Origin of the sequence: Sulfuricella denitrificans skB26 (genome assembly GCF_000297055.2) — a bacterium.
In the GTDB taxonomy this organism is placed as follows: Bacteria; Pseudomonadota; Gammaproteobacteria; order Burkholderiales; family Sulfuricellaceae; genus Sulfuricella; species Sulfuricella denitrificans.
The window spans coordinates 1,511,088-1,528,502 of record NC_022357.1; the positions used below are offsets into that span (position 1 = coordinate 1,511,088).

Sequence of the window (17,415 nt, forward strand, 5' to 3'; positions counted from 1 at the left end):
AACATGGGTGAACGCAAGGCTTATCTCCAAATCGACGGTGGTGAGGCAATCGAATTGCCGATTCTTTCCGGTACCCTCGGCCCGGATGTGATCGATATCCGCGGCTTGGGAAAATACGGGATATTTACTTACGATCCTGGCTACCAATCCACGGCCAGTTGCAGTTCGAAAATCACCTATATCGACGGCGACGAGGGCATCTTGCTTTATCGCGGCTACCCCATAGAGCAGTTGGCAGAGCATGCCGACTTCATCGAGGTCTGCCACCTTCTTTATTACGGCGAACTGCCTTCCCAGGAACAGAAGCAGGAGTTCGATTCGATCATACGCCATCACACCATGGTGCATGACCAGGTCAACAACTTTTACCGCGGATTCCGTCGCGACGCCCATCCTATGGCTTCAATGGTTGGGGTTGCAGGAGCGCTGTCTGCCTTCTACCCGGATTCCGGGGATGTGTCCGACCCGCGCCACCGCGAAATTTCCGCCCACCGGCTGCTTGCCAAGGTGCCTACCATCGCGGCGATGAGCTACAAATACAACACTGGGCAGCCCTTCGCCTACCCGAAAAACTCGCTTTCCTACGCAGCAAACTTTTTGCATATGATGTTCTCCACACCGTGCGAGGAATACGTACCCAACCCGGTGATGGTCAGGGCGATGGACCGGATTTTTACGCTTCATGCCGATCATGAGCAGAACGCCTCCACTTCCACCGTTCGCCTCGCTGGTTCCAGCGGCGCCAATCCTTTCGCCTGCATCGCCTCCGGCATCGCTTCCTTGTGGGGGCCAGCTCACGGCGGCGCCAACGAGGCAGTGCTCAACATGCTGGAAGAGATTGGGGATGTATCTAAAATTCCGGAGCTCATTGAGCGCGCCAAGGACAAGAGTAATCCATTCCGCCTGATGGGCTTTGGTCACCGTGTGTACAAGAATTTCGACCCGCGTGCCAACCTGATGCGACAAACCTGCCATGAAGTGCTCAATGAGTTGGGCTGTCAGGATGACCGACTGTTCCAGATTGCCCTTGAGTTAGAACGCATTGCCCTGGAAGACGAGTATTTCATCGAGAAAAAGCTCTACCCGAACGTGGATTTTTATTCGGGTATCGTGCTTCGGGCCATTGGCATCCCAACCAATATGTTCACCGCAATTTTTGCCATTTCACGCACCATTGGCTGGATTACCCAATGGAATGAAATGATTGCCGACCCGGAACAGAAAATTGGGCGGCCGCGCCAGCTGTTCCTGGGTCCGAAAAAGCGGGATTTCGTACCGATTTCGCAACGTAGGTAACCCGCGAAGCGGGTGAGGGGTGAGGAGTGAGGAGCAAAATCTCGGCCAGCGTCGATTTTGGCTTTTCTCCTCACCCCTCACTCCTTACCCCTCACTTGGTGTAATGGAAAAGAGCATGGGCGTAATGAAGGAGATGCAGGACAACTCGGCTCTTTATGGCGGCAATGCACCGTTCATCGAGGAGCAGTACGAGCTTTACCTGGGCAATCCTGCACAGGTTAGCGAGGAATGGCGGGCGTATTTTGACCGCCTGCAGAAAATGCCTGGGGCGGTTGCAACGGATGTTCCCCACGCCCCGGTGGTGCAGTCGTTCGCTGAACGTGCCAGGCATCCCTGTGTTCCGGTGCAGGGCGCAGATGTCGATGCCCTGGTCAACAAACAGATTGCCGTCCTTCAACTAATCAATGCTTATCGCTTCCGCGGCATGATGCGGGCGAACGTCGACCCGCTCAAGCGCCGCGAGTTGCCTGACGTGCCCGAACTGCTGCCTGAGTTTTACGGACTGAACGATGCCGATTTGTCCCATGAATTCAAAACAGGATCTTTTCTGGCCCCGGATTCTTCGACCCTGCACGATATATTGCGGATACTCAGGGAAACCTACTGCGGCAATATCGGTTCCGAATACATGTACCTTTCGGATACCATGCAAAAGCGCTGGATCCAGGACCGGATCGAACCCAACCGTGCGCAACCGCAGTTTTCTCCTGAGAGCAAGCGACGCATTCTGGAGCAGCTCACCGCAGCGGAAACGCTGGAAAAATACCTGCACACCCGCTATGTCGGACAGAAGCGATTTTCACTGGAAGGCAGCGACAGCCTGATCCCTTTGCTAAATCACCTGATTCAGCGTGCCGGCAGTCAGGGCGTGCAGGAGATGGTGATCGGCATGGCGCACCGCGGCCGTCTCAACGTGCTGGTGAACACCATCGGCAAGTTGCCGGGTGACCTGTTCCTGGAATTCGAAGGCAAACATACCGCACATATTCGCCTGCCTTCCGGAGACGTCAAGTATCACCAGGGTTTCTCCACCGACGTCGCTACTCCAGGCGGGTCGATGCACCTTACGCTTGCGTTCAATCCCTCGCATCTGGAAATCGTCAACCCGGTGGTGGAAGGCTCGGTGCGCGCACGCCAGCAGCGCCGCTATGACATGGTGGGTGACCAGGTGGTGCCGGTGCTGATCCACGGCGATGCCGCCTTTGCCGGCCAGGGCGTGGTGATGGAAACCCTGAATCTGTCCAAAACGCGAGGCTTCGGCACCGGTGGCACGGTGCATATCGTCATCAACAATCAGATTGGCTTCACCACTTCCGACCCGCGCGACACCCGTTCCACGCTGTATTGCACCGACGTGGCGAAGATGGTGGGCGCACCGATTTTTCACGTCAATGGAGACGATCCCGAGGCAGTTCTGCTGGTCACCGAAATCGCACTCGATTTTCGCATGAACTTCCACAAGGATGTGGTCATCGACCTAGTGTGCTATCGGCGGCTTGGGCACAACGAGCAGGATGAGCCGATGGTGACCCAGCCGTTAATGTACAAGGCTATCGCACAGCATCCCACCACTCGCCAGCTCTATGCCGACAGGCTGATCGCTGAAAACGTAATTTCACCGCACGATCCCGAGGAAATGATCGCTGCCTACCGCCGGGATCTTGATGCCGGCGTTTCCGTGAACAGAAGCGTGTTGACCAATTTCAAGCAGTCATTTGCGACTGACTGGGCGCCCTTCAAAAAAGGCAAATGGACCGATCCAGCCAACACCAGTGTGCCGAAAGCCGACCTGCGGCGCCTGTCGGGTTTGCTGACAACCACACCCCCAGATTTCAAGCTGCACCCCAGGGTTGAAAAAATCATTGCCGATCGCCGCCTGATGGGGGAGGGCAAGTTACCGCTGGATTGGGGTATGGCTGAAAATCTGGCCTACGCTACCCTGCTGGAAAACGGTTTTGCGGTTCGCTTATCCGGGCAAGATAGCGGGCGAGGCACCTTCTTCCATCGACATGCGGTTTTGCACGATCAGAACCGCGAAAAATGGGATGACGGTGCCTATTTGCCTTTGCAGAACATCGCTGAAAATCAACCCCGTTTTCTGGCTATCGATTCAGTGCTGTCGGAAGAGGCGGTGCTCGGTTTCGAGTATGGCTATGCGTCGGCCGAGCCGAACGAACTGGTGATCTGGGAGGCGCAGTTCGGTGATTTTGCCAATGGCGCCCAAGTGGTGATCGACCAGTTCATCAGTGCCGGCGAGGCCAAATGGGGCAGGTTGTGTGGCTTGGTGATGCTGCTGCCGCACGGCTTCGAGGGGCAGGGTCCTGAACACTCGTCGGCGCGACCGGAACGCTACCTGCAATTGTGTGCCGAAGACAACATCCAGGTATGCATGCCCACTACGGCAGCACAAATATTCCATTTGCTGCGCCGCCAGATGGTGCGCCCCTATCGAAAACCATTGATCGTGATGACCCCGAAGAGTTTGCTGCGCCACAAGGATGCAATGTCGTCGCTGGAAGATCTGGCAAAAGGGAAATTTCATCCGGTTATCGGCGAAGTGGATGCCACGGATCCAGGCCGGGTCACTCGCATTGTGGCGTGTAGTGGCAAGGTCTACTACGATTTGCTGGCGGCACGACGCGAGCGCAATTTCAATCACATCGCCATCATCCGTATCGAGCAGCTTTATCCTTTCCCTGCAGTGCAATTCACGGCCGAGTTGCAACGCTACAAGAAGGTCAAGGAACTGGTGTGGGCGCAAGAAGAACCGATGAACCAGGGCGCCTGGTATCAGACCCAGCATCATGTACGCGAATGTTTGTTGGCCAATCAGCCGCTTTTCTATGCCGGACGCCCCGCGTCAGCATCGCCTGCAGTGGGTTATGCCGCAAAGCATCAAGAGCAACAACAAGCCTTGATAGACGCAGCACTAAACAAATTTCAACAATAATTAATTCATTAAGTTATCGGAGATAGTTAAGATGCTAGTTGAAGTTAAAATACCGGTTTTATCTGAATCCATCTCCGAGGCCACCCTGCTTTCATGGCACAAAAAAGTGGGTGATTCCGTAGTGCGCGACGAGATCTTGATCGACGTTGAAACCGACAAGGTGGTGCTGGAACTGCCCGCGCCTCAGTCCGGCATTTTGGCAAAAATCATCAAGGGCGATGGACTATCCGTGACCGGTAATGAGGTGATCGCCGTGATAGATACCGAAGCCAATACCAGTCCTGAGTTAACAGCAGTCCTGAGTCCAGAGAAAACACCGAACTCAGCACTCTCGCTCAGCCCGGCAGTACGCAAGCTGGTGACCGAGCATCATCTCAATCCGGTGGAAATCAGAGGTAGCGGCCAAGGCGAACGCATCACGAAGGAAGACGTGCTGGCCCACCTCGAAAAATCGGTTAACCCAGTGACTCATGCTGAGCCAGCGAATATCCCATCTGTGGCGACTGCAATACCTGCTGGCTCACGTCCTGAGCAGCGCGTGCCGATGACTCGGCTGCGCGCACGCATCGCCGAGCGCCTGGTTGAGGCCCAGCAAACTGCTGCCATACTCACCACCTTCAACGAAGCCAACATGCAGCCAGTGATGGAACTGCGCAACCGTTACAAGGAAAAATTCGAGAAAGAGCACGGCGTCAAGTTGGGCTTCATGTCCTTCTTCGTCAAGGCAGTAATTGCGGCGCTGAAGAAATACCCGATCGTCAACGCCTCTATCGACGGCGACGACATTGTCTACCACGGTTACTACGACATCGGTATCGCGGTAGGCAGCCCACGGGGCCTGGTGGTGCCGATCCTGCGCGACGCCGACCAGCTTTCCATCGCCGAGATCGAGAAGAAAATCGCCGATTTCGGAGTCCGCGCCAAAGACGGCAAGCTGACCATCGAGGAGCTTACCGGCGGCACCTTCACTATCTCCAACGGCGGTGTTTTCGGTTCGATGATGTCGACCCCCATCCTGAATCCTCCTCAGTCAGCCATCCTTGGCATGCACAAGACCACTGATCGCCCCGTGGCGGAAAACGGCCAGATCGTCATCCGGCCGATGATGTATCTGGCATTATCCTACGATCATCGCGTCATCGATGGTCGTGAGGCGGTGCTGTCGCTGGTGGCAATCAAAGAAGCGCTGGAGGATCCGGCGCGCATGCTGCTGCAGATTTAGGAGAAAGGGAAATCATGTCCGTAACCTATGATGTGGCGGTAATCGGTGCTGGCCCGGCGGGCTATGTTTCGGCTATCCGCTGCGCTCAGCTCGGGCTGAATACAGTGTGCATCGACGATTGGAAAAATGAGGATGGCAAGGCTAGCCTGGGCGGAACCTGTCTCAATGTTGGCTGTATTCCCTCCAAAGTGCTGCTCGAATCCTCGGAGAACTACGAGCGTATCCAGAACAACTTTCCCGCGCACGGCATCACGGTCGAGGGTCTGAAACTGGATGTCGGCACCATGCTGGCGCGCAAGAAAAAGATCGTGCACACCCTGACCGACGGCATTTCGGTGCTACTCAGGAAGAACAAGGTGGCCATCATCCATGGCAAAGCCAGTTTTACTGGCGGAGGCGCACCATGGAAGCTCGAAGTTGTGCAGCATGACGGAAAGGTGGAATCGGTTGAGGCCAGGCATGTGATCATCGCTACCGGTTCTACTCCGCGCCAGCTGCCACAGGTGCCAGTGGACAACAAGCGGGTGGTGGACAATGTCGGTGCGCTCGACTTCAAGGAAGTGCCGAAAAGGCTTGGCATCGTCGGTGCCGGCGTCATCGGTCTGGAACTGGGCAGCGTATGGCGCCGGCTGGGTTCGAACGTCACCCTTTTCCAGCCAAACGATACCTTCCTGCCTAGCGTGGATGACCAACTCGCAGCCGAGGCGTTGCGCATCTTTACGCGCCAAGGACTGGCGATCCATCGTGGCGTCAAGCTCTCCGCGATCAAGGTGAGCAGAAAAAACGTCGCTGTTGAATTCGAAAACAAGGAAGGTGTCCAGAAGCTGTTGTTCGACAAGCTGATTGTGGCGATCGGGCGTGCTCCCAATGCTGCCGGCCTGGATACCGACAAGGTTGGACTCAAGTTCGATGAACATGGATACATCGATGTGGACGAGCATTGCCGCACCAACCTGTCGAATATTTACGCTATTGGTGATGTGGTGCGCGGGCCCATGCTGGCACACAAGGGTTCGGAGGAAGGGGTTGCAGTGGCCGAGTTGATCGCTGGACAGGCCGGGCATGTCAATTACGAAACTATCCCGTGGGTGATCTATACCTCACCGGAAATCGCCTGGGTAGGGCAGACCGAGCAAGCGCTGAAGATTGCTGGAGTGGAATACAGCAAGGGAATCTTTCCTTTCAGCGCCAATGGCCGCGCCCATACCTTGCAGGAAACGACGGGCCTGGTCAAAGTGCTGGCCGATGCAAAAACAGATCGCATCCTCGGTGTCCATATTATCGGCCCGTGTGCCTCTGAATTGATCCAGGAAGCGGTGGTGGCTATGGAGTTCGCGTCGAGCAGTGAAGACCTCGCTCGCATTGTGCATGCCCATCCCTCGCTTTCGGAATCCTTGCATGAGGCGGCACTGGGCGTAACCAAGCGATCGATCCATATTTAATGTTTGCTGACGATGTATTGAACATGAATCTGGTGGAATGCGTCCACCTGCGGGCCAGTCAACTCAGTATAGTGCTGGATGAGGCGCAACAGCACGCGGTGAACCGTCTGCAGCGTCTTTACGATTCCTTGCTTGAAAGCGAAGCGCACAAGAACCGGTTTCTGCATAAATTGTTCGGCGGAAAACAGCATCATGTACGCGGACTGTACTTGTGGGGCGGGGTCGGTCGCGGGAAAAGCTTCCTGATGGATGTTTTTTTCTCCAGTGTGCCACTTGAGCAGAAGAAGCGGGTGCATTTTCACCGCTTCATGCAGGATGTTCATGCCGAGCTCGACACCATCAAGCATCACGCCGACCCGCTGGTGATCGTGGCGCAGCGCATTTCACAGCAGGCGCGTCTGATCTGTTTCGATGAATTCCACGTTAGCGATATCGCCGATGCCATGCTGCTGGGGCGGTTGCTGCGCGAACTACTGCAGCAAGGAGTGGTACTGGTCGCCACTTCGAATCATAAACCGGATGAACTTTACATGCACGGTCTGCAGCGCAGTCGATTTCTGCCCGCCATCGCCCTTCTCAGGGAACGGCTGGATGTTGTTGAAATCGACGCCGGCGTCGACTACCGGCTACGTATGCTGGAAAGGGTCAAGGCCTATCATCTCCCCCTCGATGAGGCAGCTGAAGCCAATCTGGCTGCTGCTTTTTCCAGTCTTGCCGGCGGTGAATGGGCTAGCCATATTTCCCTGGAGATAGAGGGTCGCCAGATCATAGCAACACGCACAGCGCCCGGCGTGGTTTGGTTCGAGTTTCTGAGTATTTGCGGTGCTCCGCGAGGTCAGGCGGACTATATTGAAATTGCCCGGCGCTTCCATACCGTGCTGATTTCCGGGATTCCGAAAATGACGCCTGAGCAGGCGGCTGAAGCACGGCGCTTTACCTGGCTGGTTGATGAATTCTACGACCGGCGGGTGAAGTTGATCGTGTCGGCAGAGGTGCCGCCGCAGGAACTGTATCAGGGCGGTCCGCATGCAGAAGAATTCAATCGTACTGTCAGCCGGTTAACGGAAATGCAGACGCATCAGTACCTGGCTCAACCGCATTTGCCTTGAGGGAGGAATATGCATCGATTTAACGCTTACCGAATTTTCGAAAAGGAGGGTCAGGTATCGGCCCGGTTGGTCGAGCTCGGAATTGATGATCTCGATCCGGGCGAGGTGCTGATCCGGAACAGCCACTCCAGCGTCAATTACAAGGATGCCCTTGCCGCCACCGGTACGGGCAGAGTTGTCCGTCGTTTTCCGGTCATAGGAGGGGTTGACGTGGCGGGAGTGGTCGTCACCTCCGGCGATACGCGTTTCTGGGAAGGCGAAGCCGTACTGGTCACCGGGTATGGCATGGGGGTGGAGCATGACGGTGGCTATGCGGAATATTCCCGCGTGCCTGCCGACTGGGTTGTGCCTCTTCCTCTGGAAATGAGCTCTGCCGATGCGATGGCGATCGGCACGGCGGGATTTACCGCTGCGCTGGCGATCATGCGCATGGAGCAGAATGGCCTCAAGCCAGCCAACGGCCCTGTGGTGGTGGTCGGTGCTTCGGGCGGAGTGGGTAGCGTGGCCGTGGATTTGCTTGCCGGACTGGGGTACGAAGTGACCGCAATCAGCGGCAAAGACGATCAACACGAATATATGCGCCATCTGGGTGCGTCCCAGGTACTGTCACGCCATACTCTGGAAATGGGCAAAAAACCTTTGGAAAAGACTATCTGGGCTGGTGCGGTTGATCCGGTTGGGGGCGAGATGCTGGCCTGGCTTACCCGCACTATGAAACAGGATGGAACGATTGCGAGTTGCGGCCTGGCGGCAGGGATCGAACTGCACACCACGGTGATGCCGTTCATCCTCCGCGGCATCAGTTTGCTCGGCATCGATTCGGTGCAGTGCCCGATGGCGTTGCGGCGCAGCGTCTGGGAGCGACTGGCGAGCGACATGCGGCCACGTCATCTCAAGGAAATGACGCGCACCATCCATTTCGAACAATTGCCAGAAACTTTCGACGCGTTGTTGAAGGGGGCGGTAAAGGGCAGAGTGGTGGTTGAAATTCAGGCATGAGGGGAAAAAATGGGCAAGTACCAGGACTTTTACCGGAAATCGATTGACCAGCCTGATGAATTCTGGGCCGAGCAGGCCAAGCTGATCGACTGGCACAGGCCGTTTGACCAGGTGCTGGACTACAGCCGGCCCCCATTTACCCGATGGTTTGTCGGCGGCCTCACCAACCTGTGCCATAACGCCGTGGATCGCCATCTGAAAGACCGTCCAGAGCAGAATGCACTGGTTTACATCTCCACCGAAACCGGCCAGCAGCAGTCTTACACCTACCGCGAGCTGCATGCCGAGACCAGCCGTTTTGCCGCTGTGTTACGCGCGCAGGGCGTGGAGAAGGGGGATCGTGTCATTATCTACATGCCGATGATCCCGGAAGCGGTGTTTGCCATGCTCGCCTGTGCGCGGCTGGGCGCCATCCATTCCGTGGTGTTCGGCGGCTTCGCTTCGGCCAGTCTGGCGACCCGCATCGACGATGCCCAACCCCGGTTGCTGATCACCGCCGACGCCGGAATGCGCGGAGGCAAGATCATTCCCTACAAGCACCTGGTGGACGAAGCGCTGCGGCTGTCCAGCCACCCGCCGCAGAAGGTGTTGATCGTCAACCGGGGTCTCGACAAGGAAATGGCGATTACCACCGAGCGCGATCTGGATTATGCCAGCCTGCGCGAACAGCATAGGGATGATCGGGTCGATCCGGTGTGGCTGGAGTCTTCCGAGCCCAGTTATATTTTGTACACGTCCGGCACCACCGGCAAACCCAAGGGCGTACAGCGCGACACTGGTGGCCACGCGGTGTCGCTGGCGGCTTCCATGCGCCACATCTACGCAGGGCAGCCGGGCGAAACCATGTTTACCACCAGCGACATCGGTTGGGTTGTGGGCCATTCCTACATTGTCTACGGTCCGCTGATCAACGGTATGACGACTATCCTGTATGAGGGTCTGCCGATCCGGCCCGATCCGGCAATCTGGTGGAAGATCGTAGAGGAGAACAAGGTCAGCGTCATGTTTTCATCGCCCACCGCGATTCGCGTGCTGAAAAAGCAGCCGCCTGAATTCCTGCATAAGCATGACGTCTCTTCGCTGCGCAATCTGTATCTTGCCGGCGAGCCACTGGACGAACCGACCGCGCGCTGGATTGCCGATGCGCTCAAGGTTAATATTATCGACAACTACTGGCAGACCGAGACCGGTTGGCCGATCCTGTCCAGCGTGCCGGGCATAGAAGATACGCCGCGCAAGTTCGGCTCGCCAAGTTTCCAGGTGTACGGTTTTAACCTGAAACTGCTGCACGAGAGTACTGGTCAGGAGGTTGGCGTCAACGAGAAGGGCGTACTGGTAGCGGTGCCTCCGCTGCCACCGGGTTGTTTGTCCACGGTATGGGGTGACGACACGCGCTTCGTTAACACCTACTTCTCGACTTTCGAGACCGAAATGGTCTACTCCACCTTCGATTGGGCAACCCGTGACGAGGATGGCTACTATTTCATTCTTGGCCGCACCGACGATGTTATCAATGTCGCCGGACATCGCCTGGGCACGCGCGAGATCGAAGAGGCCATTCAGGCCCATCCCAACATCGCCGAAGTGGCAGTGGTTGGCATTCACGACGAGTTGAAGGGGCAGGCAGTCATGGCCTTCGCTGTGGCCAAGGATGCGAGCCGCACTTCAACTCCGGAAAGTGCTGCCCAGATGGAAAAGGAAGTGATGGCGACCGTAGACAAGGAGCTAGGCGCCATCGCACGTCCCGCCAAGGTGCATTTCGTTTCTGCGTTGCCGAAAACCCGCTCCGGCAAGCTCCTGCGCCGCAGTATGCAGGCGCTGGCGGAAGGGCGTGAACCCGGAGATTTGACCACGCTGGATGATCCGGCTTCTCTTGAACTGGTTCGGAATGTCATTGCACAATGGCGAAAAGAGTGACTATTTGGAGCTCACGATTTGTATTATCAGGAGCTATTCCGTAACCTATACTCAATCAATATAAAAATCACAGGTCTGTAATGGAAGCTATCAACCAGAGCCGCTTCAAAGAACTGAAGGCAACGGGACAGTTGCCCTCACCGAAGGGCGTGGCACTTGCCTTGCTCAATTTGATGCAGCAGGAAGACGTTACAATCCAGAGTATTGCGCATGTTGTTCAAACCGACCCAGCCCTTTCCGGGCGCTTGATCAAATTCGCCAATTCGCTTCATTTCAATACGCGCCGCCCCATCGCTTCGGTTTCCGAAGCGGTGATGATGATCGGCCTGCCTATGGTGCGCCAACTGGTGCTGGGATTTTCGGTTTTATCCGATCATCGCAATGGCAAATGCAATGCTTTCAATTACCAGCAATTCTGGTCGTGCTCACTGGCTACAGCCATCGCCAACCAAGCGCTGAGCGCACAGGCCAAAACATCGAGCGAGGAAACATTTACCTGTGGTTTGCTGAGCGGGATTGGAAGGCTAACGCTGGCCACCCTGTTTCCCGACAAGTATGCAACAGTTCTCAGCACCGCAGCAGGCGCACCTCCCGATGAATTGAACCGTCTGGAGCAGGAACAATTTGACACCGATCATAATGAGTTGGCTGCCGCTCTGCTCAAGGAATGGGGGTTCCCCCTCATTCTCATTGAAACGATCTATCATCATGAGAATCCGGAAAAAGGGGATTTTCAGGCGGGCTCACGGGCCTATACGCTGGTGCATTCGTTATCCTTGTCCCGCAGCCTGGCAAACCTCTGTATAGCGGACGAAGGTTCGCGCCGCGCGTTGCTGCCGGGTTTGTACGTGCTTGGCGCTCGCCTCGGCATCGATGCTGAAGCGCTGATGACGCTGAGCGACCATGTCGTCAGCGAGTGGCAGCAGTGGGGTAAGATTCTCGACGTACCAACCCAGGAACTGCCGTCCTTTGCCGAAATGGCGGCCTCCTTGCCACCCCTGGTCGAGGTTGCCGGCAGCGAAGCATCAGGAAAAACCGATCAAGCGGAACTTCCGCTGCGCATCCTGATTGTGGACGACGACAAGGCCGTTTCAAATTATCTGCAAAAGCTTCTGGCCAGTCATGGGCATACAGTGTTCTCTGCTGCTGATGGGCAGGAGGGGCTGGAGAAGGTGATCGAATACAATCCTCAGCTCGTTATCAGCGACTGGGTAATGCCGAACATGGATGGTATCGCCTTCTGCAAATCCTTGCGCACGACCCGGGGTGGTCGAGAACTTTACTTCATCATTCTGACGGCTCTGGCCGATGAAGACCGGCTGGTCGAGGCATTCGAGGCCGGGGTGGATGATTACCTGGTCAAGCCTTTCAGTGTAAAAGTGCTGATGGCACGCTTGCGTGCCGGTCAAAGGTTGACTCAGCTCAAAGAGGAGATCAGCCGGGAACGGGAAGAGGTACGCCGGATCGCTTCGGAACTGGCCGTCACCAATCGTCGCCTGCAACGTCTGGCTCTGACGGACCCTCTGACTTTGCTGCCCAATCGGCGTTATGGCATGGATAGTCTGGAGCAGGAGTGGGAGGCGGCCAAAAACAGCGCCCGCCCCTTGACCTGCATGCTGATCGATTTGGATCGCTTCAAGCAGATTAACGATACTTACGGTCACGACACTGGCGATGTCGCACTGAAGCAAGCCGCCAAGATTTTGAAAAATGCCGCGCGTACGCAGGATATCGTTTCCCGCATAGGTGGCGAGGAATTCATGGTGATTTGCCCGGATACCCAGCTGAAAGAGGGTGCGCAGTATGCCGAGCTGATCCGCAGGACATTTGAAGACAGTTTGATTAATGCTGGAGCAGACCGTGTAAAAATAAATGTCAGCATCGGCGTCGCCCAATACAACCCGACCATGCCGCATTTTAGCGCCCTGATCAAAGCTGCCGACGATGCGTTGTATCAGGCCAAACTCAATGGCAGGAACAAAGTTGTGGCCTGCACGTCAGTAACCTCTCGGTGAGGTTTTAGCGCTTTCTGATCAGCCAGCAGCGATGTATTTTCTTGTTGCGGAAATCTTCCGGGACGGTCTGATTGGAAATTTCCCTGATGTTTTTCGTTGCCAGCGTTGCCTCGTCGAGTTGGAAACTACGCAGGTTGGTTGAGAAGAACAGTTCGCCGCTTTCCGGCAAAAGCTTCAGGCACTGGTTGATCAGTCGGGCGTGGTCGCGCTGCACATCTAGCACACCGCTCATTTTTTTGGAATTCGAGAAAGTGGGGGGATCCATGACGATCAGGTCGTAATGTTCACCACGCCTTACTTCATCATCCAGAAAACCGAATACATCGGCGCGCACCAATTCATGCTGCTCCAGATTCATGTCGTTCAGCTCGAAGTTGCGACGCGTCCAATCCTGATAAGTATTGGACAGATCAACGGTGGTGGAGCGGATGGCGCCACCCACTGCAGCGTAGACTGTGAAACTGCCGGTATAAGCGAACAGATTGAGAAAGCGTCTGCCGGCGGCTTTCTCCTGAACCATGCGCCGGGTATTGCGGTGGTCGAGGAACAGGCCGGTGTCGAGATACTCTTCCAGGTTGACGATAAATCGGTGGCCGCCTTCATGCACGATAAAATCTTCGCCCCGGGCGCCGGTTTTTTCGTACTGCAGCAGGCCGCGCTGACGCCGCCTTTGCTTGAAGTAAATAGAGGAAAGAGGCAGGGCCAGTACTTCGCTCGCCGCGGTGCGCACGCTTTCCACCCAGCGTTCATGCTCTTCCTCGCTGATTTGCCAGCCTGTGTCGAATTCTTGCAGGTGCGCCTTTTGCTCGTACAGATCCAGAGCAACCGGAAACTCCGGCACGTCGCGGTCGTAGACACGGTAGCAGCTGACGCCGCGCCGATTTGCCCACTTCGACCAGTGCCGGAAGTTTTTCTGCAATCGGTTGAAAAAAATCGATATATCAGTCACTTGGTAAATTGATTTGGCTGGCGTATAATCATTCGGCAAGGATTTGTCGTGCAATCCGGTCTGCCGCACAAGCCCGCGTAGTATACCCCACCCCAAGTTTTAACTTTGTCACGATCTGCCTGGACCGGCCAAATAATTGTGGGCCGACGTTTAGGAGATGCAATACATGTCGTTTGAAAATCTCGGCCTTTCAGCCGAATTGCTGCGCGCGGTTACCGATCAAGGTTATACCGAGCCCACGCCGATCCAGGCGCAAGCCATTCCGGTCGTCCTTGAAGGGCGCGACCTTATGGGTGGCGCACAGACCGGTACCGGTAAAACGGCCGGTTTTACGCTGCCTTTGCTGCAGTTGTTGAGCATCCATGCCAATACCAGTACTTCGCCAGCCAAACACCCTGTACGCGCACTGATCCTCACGCCTACGCGTGAATTGGCTGCGCAGGTAGAAGAAAGCGTACAGACTTATGGCAAATACCTACCATTAAAATCCACCGTGGTATTTGGCGGAGTCAACATTAAAGAACAGATCGCTGCACTGAAAGGCGGAGTGGAAATTCTGGTGGCAACGCCCGGGCGATTGCTTGACCACGTCGAGCAAAAAACCGTCAATCTGTCCAAGGTGGAAATACTGGTGCTGGACGAGGCAGACCGCATGCTGGACATGGGTTTTCTCCCCGATATCAAGCGCATCATCGCGCTATTGCCCGCGAAGCGGCAAAACCTGCTGTTTTCCGCTACCTTCGCCGGCGAAATCAAGAAACTTTCTGATCAATTGCTCACAGACCCGGTGCTGATCGAGGTGGCGCGCCGCAATGCCGCTTCCGAGAATGTCACCCAGGTGATCTATCCGGTCGACCACGAGCGCAAGCGCGAACTGCTGGCGCACCTGATCAAGTCTGAAAATCTGCAGCAAGTTCTGGTGTTCAGCCGAACCAAGCACGGCGCCAGTCGTCTGGCCCAACAACTGGAGAAGGACGGCATCAGCGCCACCGCGATTCACGGTGACAAGAGCCAGCAGCAACGCACCCAGGCGCTGGCGGAGTTCAAGGATGGCACGGTTCGGGTGCTCGTTGCGACCGATGTCGCCGCTCGTGGCCTGGATATCGACCAGCTTCCCCATGTGGTGAATTTCGACTTGCCTAACGCGCCGGAAGATTATGTCCATCGCATCGGACGGACCGGGCGTGCAGGCAGTAGCGGTGAAGCAATTTCGCTGGTGTGTGCGGACGAGCTGAGGATGCTGGCGGAAATCGAGTCCATGTTGAAGCGTGAATTGCCCAGAATAACCGTGCCCGGCTTCGAGCCTGGTGCGGCCGCCCAGATTGCAGCCCGAGCAGGATTCGCAGACAGGCCCCGGCGTGAGCCACGGCCTGCGGAACATTCCCGCAACAGGGAAGGGCGGGACGTCAGGGAGAGTAGAGGTGCGCCCCCCCGCTCCCCTGTCAATCCGCTGGATGCGCCCTATGTTACGCCACCTATCAAGCAAGAAGCGGTTCAGCCCGCGTCCACATCTCACGCTAAATCGCGCCAGACCGCGAAGAAACCGATTCCGGCACTGCTGATGCGGCCGGCAACTCCAACATCTGAAGGAAACTAATTTCCTTCAGATGTTGATTCGAGCCCGGTTCTAGTTTATCCTTCCCGGCTCTTCGGAGAGGTGGATGAGTGGTTTAAGTCGCACGCCTGGAAAGCGTGTTTAGGTTAATGCCTAACGCGGGTTCGAATCCCGCCCTCTCCGCCAGATTTATGGCGGGCCTCCCCGCATTGCAAGGTAGTGAACCTGGTCAGATCCGGAAGGAAGCAGCCACAGCTATTTATTGCAAGTGCCGGGGGTTGGGCTCGCCACCCCTAAACTGCTTGGCGCTCTGCCTGGTGGGTCTTAATCTGTTACAATTTCCCCCATGAGTTACCAAGTCCTGGCGCGGAAATGGCGCCCCAAAACTTTCACTGAGCTGGTGGGCCAAGAGCACGTTGTCAAGGCGCTGTCTAATGCCCTGGATCAGCAACGTCTGCACCATGCCTATCTGCTTACGGGCACCCGAGGTGTTGGCAAAACCACGTTGGCAAGGATATTGGCTAAGGCGCTCAACTGCGAAACCGGTATGACCTCTTCACCGTGTGGACTATGTTCTGCTTGCCGCGAAATAGACAGCGGGCGGTTTGTCGATCTGCTTGAACTGGACGCAGCTTCCAACACCGGTATCGACAATATGCGCGAGATATTGGACAACGCCCAGTACGCGCCAACTGCCGGCCGGTTCAAAGTTTATTTGATCGACGAAGTACACATGCTCTCCAAGGCAGCCTTCAATTCCATGCTGAAAACGCTGGAAGAACCGCCTGAACATGTTAAGTTCATACTCGCCACCACCGATCCGCAGAAAATTCCTGTCACGGTGCTGTCACGCTGCCTGCAATTCAATCTCAAGCAAATGCCTCCCCTGTTGATTGTCGGCCATTTGCAAAGCGTCATGACGAAGGAAAACATCTCCTTCGAGCTGCCTGCGTTGCAACTTCTGGCACGCGCCGCTCAGGGCAGTATGCGCGACGCACTGTCTCTTCTCGATCAAGCCATCGCCTACAGCGGTGGCATGGTGGGGGAGACTCAGGTACGCGATATGCTGGGTTCTATCGACCAGACCTATCTGTTTGAAATTCTCGGTGCCTTGGCTGCCAAGGACGGTCCGTCACTGATTGCTGCGGCCGAACGGATGGAAGAACGCAGTCTGTCGTTCGAAGCTGCTTTGCAGGACTTGGGCGCGCTGCTGCACAAGGTTGCCCTGGCGCAGACCATTCCGGAAGCACTCGGCGAGGACCTGCCGGAACGGGCGAAACTGCTTGAATTGGCGCAGCTTTTCGGTGCTGATGAGGTGCAGTTGTGTTACCAGATCGCTCTGCATGGCCGACGTGACTTGAGTCTGGCGCCGGATGAATTTGCCGGTTTCAGCATGACTTTGCTGCGGATGCTAGCTTTTACCTTGGAGGAAGCGCCCCAGCCTGCGGTTCGACGCGAAATGCCGCGCTCGACTCCTCCTGCGAAGGCTGTTGTGAGTGAAGAGGAGCGCCCGGCTGAAACACCTGCTCCCGCTGCCAAGTCAATTACTCCCCTGAAAAACAATTCCTCTTTTTCCGGCGACTGGCACGGCCTTGTGAACCAACTCAAGCTGGGCGGTATGGCCAAGATGCTAGCTCAGCACTGCGAGCTTAAATCATTTGAGAACGGCCTGATGGAACTATGTGTGCCACAGGAACACCGCCACCTGATGGATAAGCCTTACCAGGACAAACTCAGGGCAGCCGTGACCGAGCACTTTGCCGAACCAGTCAGGCTCAGCATTACCGAGGGTAGCGTAACCGGCGACACCCCTGCCCAGATCGAAAGTCGTGAGAAACAGGAAAAACAGTCACTGGCAGTGGCGGCGATCGAGCAGGATCCGTTCGTGCGTACGCTGGTTGAAAATTTTGACGCAAAGGTCATTGAATCCTCGGTTAAACCTCTATGAGTGACAGGAGAGC

At 56.0% G+C, this 17,415-nt stretch carries 11 protein-coding genes, 1 tRNA gene and 1 other RNA gene; 12 read left to right on the forward strand and 1 reads right to left on the reverse strand.

From position 1 onward, the window contains the following. Positions 1–3: 3 nt before the first annotated feature. The 8 genes from gltA (at position 4) to SCD_RS07460 (ending at position 12,950) form a co-directional block, all read left to right on the forward strand. The gene (gene gltA / locus SCD_RS07425; protein WP_009205722.1) at positions 4–1,296 is read left to right on the forward strand and encodes a citrate synthase; all 1,293 of its coding nucleotides are present in this window, start codon (positions 4–6) and stop codon (positions 1,294–1,296) included. A 124-nt stretch (positions 1,297–1,420) separates the two neighbouring features. Continuing rightward, entirely contained in the window at positions 1,421–4,246 is a 2,826-nt protein-coding gene (locus SCD_RS07430; RefSeq protein ID WP_084607583.1) for a 2-oxoglutarate dehydrogenase E1 component, read from the forward strand. 31 nt (positions 4,247–4,277) lie between these two features. Next, a complete protein-coding gene (gene odhB, locus SCD_RS07435) occupies positions 4,278–5,468 on the forward strand; it encodes a 2-oxoglutarate dehydrogenase complex dihydrolipoyllysine-residue succinyltransferase (protein WP_009205720.1) in 1,191 nt (396 codons plus the stop codon). A 14-nt stretch (positions 5,469–5,482) separates the two neighbouring features. Further along, positions 5,483–6,910, forward strand: coding sequence for a dihydrolipoyl dehydrogenase (gene lpdA, locus SCD_RS07440; RefSeq protein ID WP_009205719.1), 1,428 nt, complete (start codon positions 5,483–5,485; stop codon positions 6,908–6,910). After that, complete coding sequence (zapE, locus tag SCD_RS07445; protein ID WP_009205718.1) at positions 6,910–8,019, forward strand: cell division protein ZapE; 1,110 nt, start codon at positions 6,910–6,912, stop codon at positions 8,017–8,019. Before lpdA ends, zapE begins: the two co-directional genes overlap by 1 nt. 9 nt (positions 8,020–8,028) lie before the next feature. Continuing rightward, positions 8,029–9,018, forward strand: a complete 990-nt coding sequence (locus SCD_RS07450; RefSeq protein WP_009205717.1) for an acrylyl-CoA reductase family protein — start codon at positions 8,029–8,031, stop codon at positions 9,016–9,018. Positions 9,019–9,027: 9 nt separating this feature from the next. After that, positions 9,028–10,935, forward strand: a complete 1,908-nt coding sequence (locus SCD_RS07455; protein ID WP_009205716.1) for a propionate--CoA ligase — start codon at positions 9,028–9,030, stop codon at positions 10,933–10,935. Positions 10,936–11,015: 80 nt separating this feature from the next. Beyond that, the gene (locus SCD_RS07460; RefSeq protein WP_009205715.1) at positions 11,016–12,950 is read left to right on the forward strand and encodes a diguanylate cyclase; all 1,935 of its coding nucleotides are present in this window, start codon (positions 11,016–11,018) and stop codon (positions 12,948–12,950) included. Positions 12,951–12,954: 4 nt separating this feature from the next. Here SCD_RS07460 and SCD_RS07465 read toward each other — a convergent pair whose 3' ends face one another. Then, a complete protein-coding gene (locus SCD_RS07465) occupies positions 12,955–13,899 on the reverse strand; it encodes a class I SAM-dependent methyltransferase (RefSeq protein ID WP_023506882.1) in 945 nt (314 codons plus the stop codon). A gap of 166 nt (positions 13,900–14,065) precedes the next feature. On the opposite strand from SCD_RS07465, the gene SCD_RS07470 reads away from it, so the two are divergent. The 4 genes from SCD_RS07470 to dnaX all read left to right on the forward strand — a co-directional run bounded on the left by SCD_RS07470 (position 14,066) and on the right by dnaX (position 17,402). Beyond that, complete coding sequence (locus tag SCD_RS07470; RefSeq protein ID WP_009205713.1) at positions 14,066–15,496, forward strand: DEAD/DEAH box helicase; 1,431 nt, start codon at positions 14,066–14,068, stop codon at positions 15,494–15,496. A 54-nt stretch (positions 15,497–15,550) separates the two neighbouring features. Further along, a tRNA-Ser gene (locus tag SCD_RS07475) sits at positions 15,551–15,640 on the forward strand. A 7-nt stretch (positions 15,641–15,647) separates the two neighbouring features. Next, positions 15,648–15,746, forward strand: an RNA gene (gene ffs / locus SCD_RS15975) — signal recognition particle sRNA small type. A gap of 54 nt (positions 15,747–15,800) precedes the next feature. Continuing rightward, positions 15,801–17,402 carry a DNA polymerase III subunit gamma/tau gene (gene dnaX, locus SCD_RS07480; protein WP_009205712.1) on the forward strand — a complete coding sequence of 534 codons (1,602 nt, stop codon included), beginning with the start codon at positions 15,801–15,803 and terminating at the stop codon, positions 17,400–17,402. The last annotated feature ends 13 nt before the right edge of the window (positions 17,403–17,415 follow it).

Coding starts and splice junctions, on each gene's coding strand:
- SCD_RS07460 (WP_009205715.1), top strand. CDS start 11,016: ATGGAAGCTATCAACCAGAGCCGCTTCAAAGAACTGAAGGCAACGGGA.
- SCD_RS07450 (WP_009205717.1), top strand. CDS start 8,029: ATGCATCGATTTAACGCTTACCGAATTTTCGAAAAGGAGGGTCAGGTA.
- SCD_RS07430 (WP_084607583.1), top strand. CDS start 1,421: ATGAAGGAGATGCAGGACAACTCGGCTCTTTATGGCGGCAATGCACCG.
- lpdA (WP_009205719.1), top strand. CDS start 5,483: ATGTCCGTAACCTATGATGTGGCGGTAATCGGTGCTGGCCCGGCGGGC.
- zapE (WP_009205718.1), top strand. CDS start 6,910: ATGTTTGCTGACGATGTATTGAACATGAATCTGGTGGAATGCGTCCAC.
- SCD_RS07455 (WP_009205716.1), top strand. CDS start 9,028: ATGGGCAAGTACCAGGACTTTTACCGGAAATCGATTGACCAGCCTGAT.
- dnaX (WP_009205712.1), top strand. CDS start 15,801: ATGAGTTACCAAGTCCTGGCGCGGAAATGGCGCCCCAAAACTTTCACT.
- SCD_RS07470 (WP_009205713.1), top strand. CDS start 14,066: ATGTCGTTTGAAAATCTCGGCCTTTCAGCCGAATTGCTGCGCGCGGTT.
- odhB (WP_009205720.1), top strand. CDS start 4,278: ATGCTAGTTGAAGTTAAAATACCGGTTTTATCTGAATCCATCTCCGAG.
- gltA (WP_009205722.1), top strand. CDS start 4: ATGGGTGAACGCAAGGCTTATCTCCAAATCGACGGTGGTGAGGCAATC.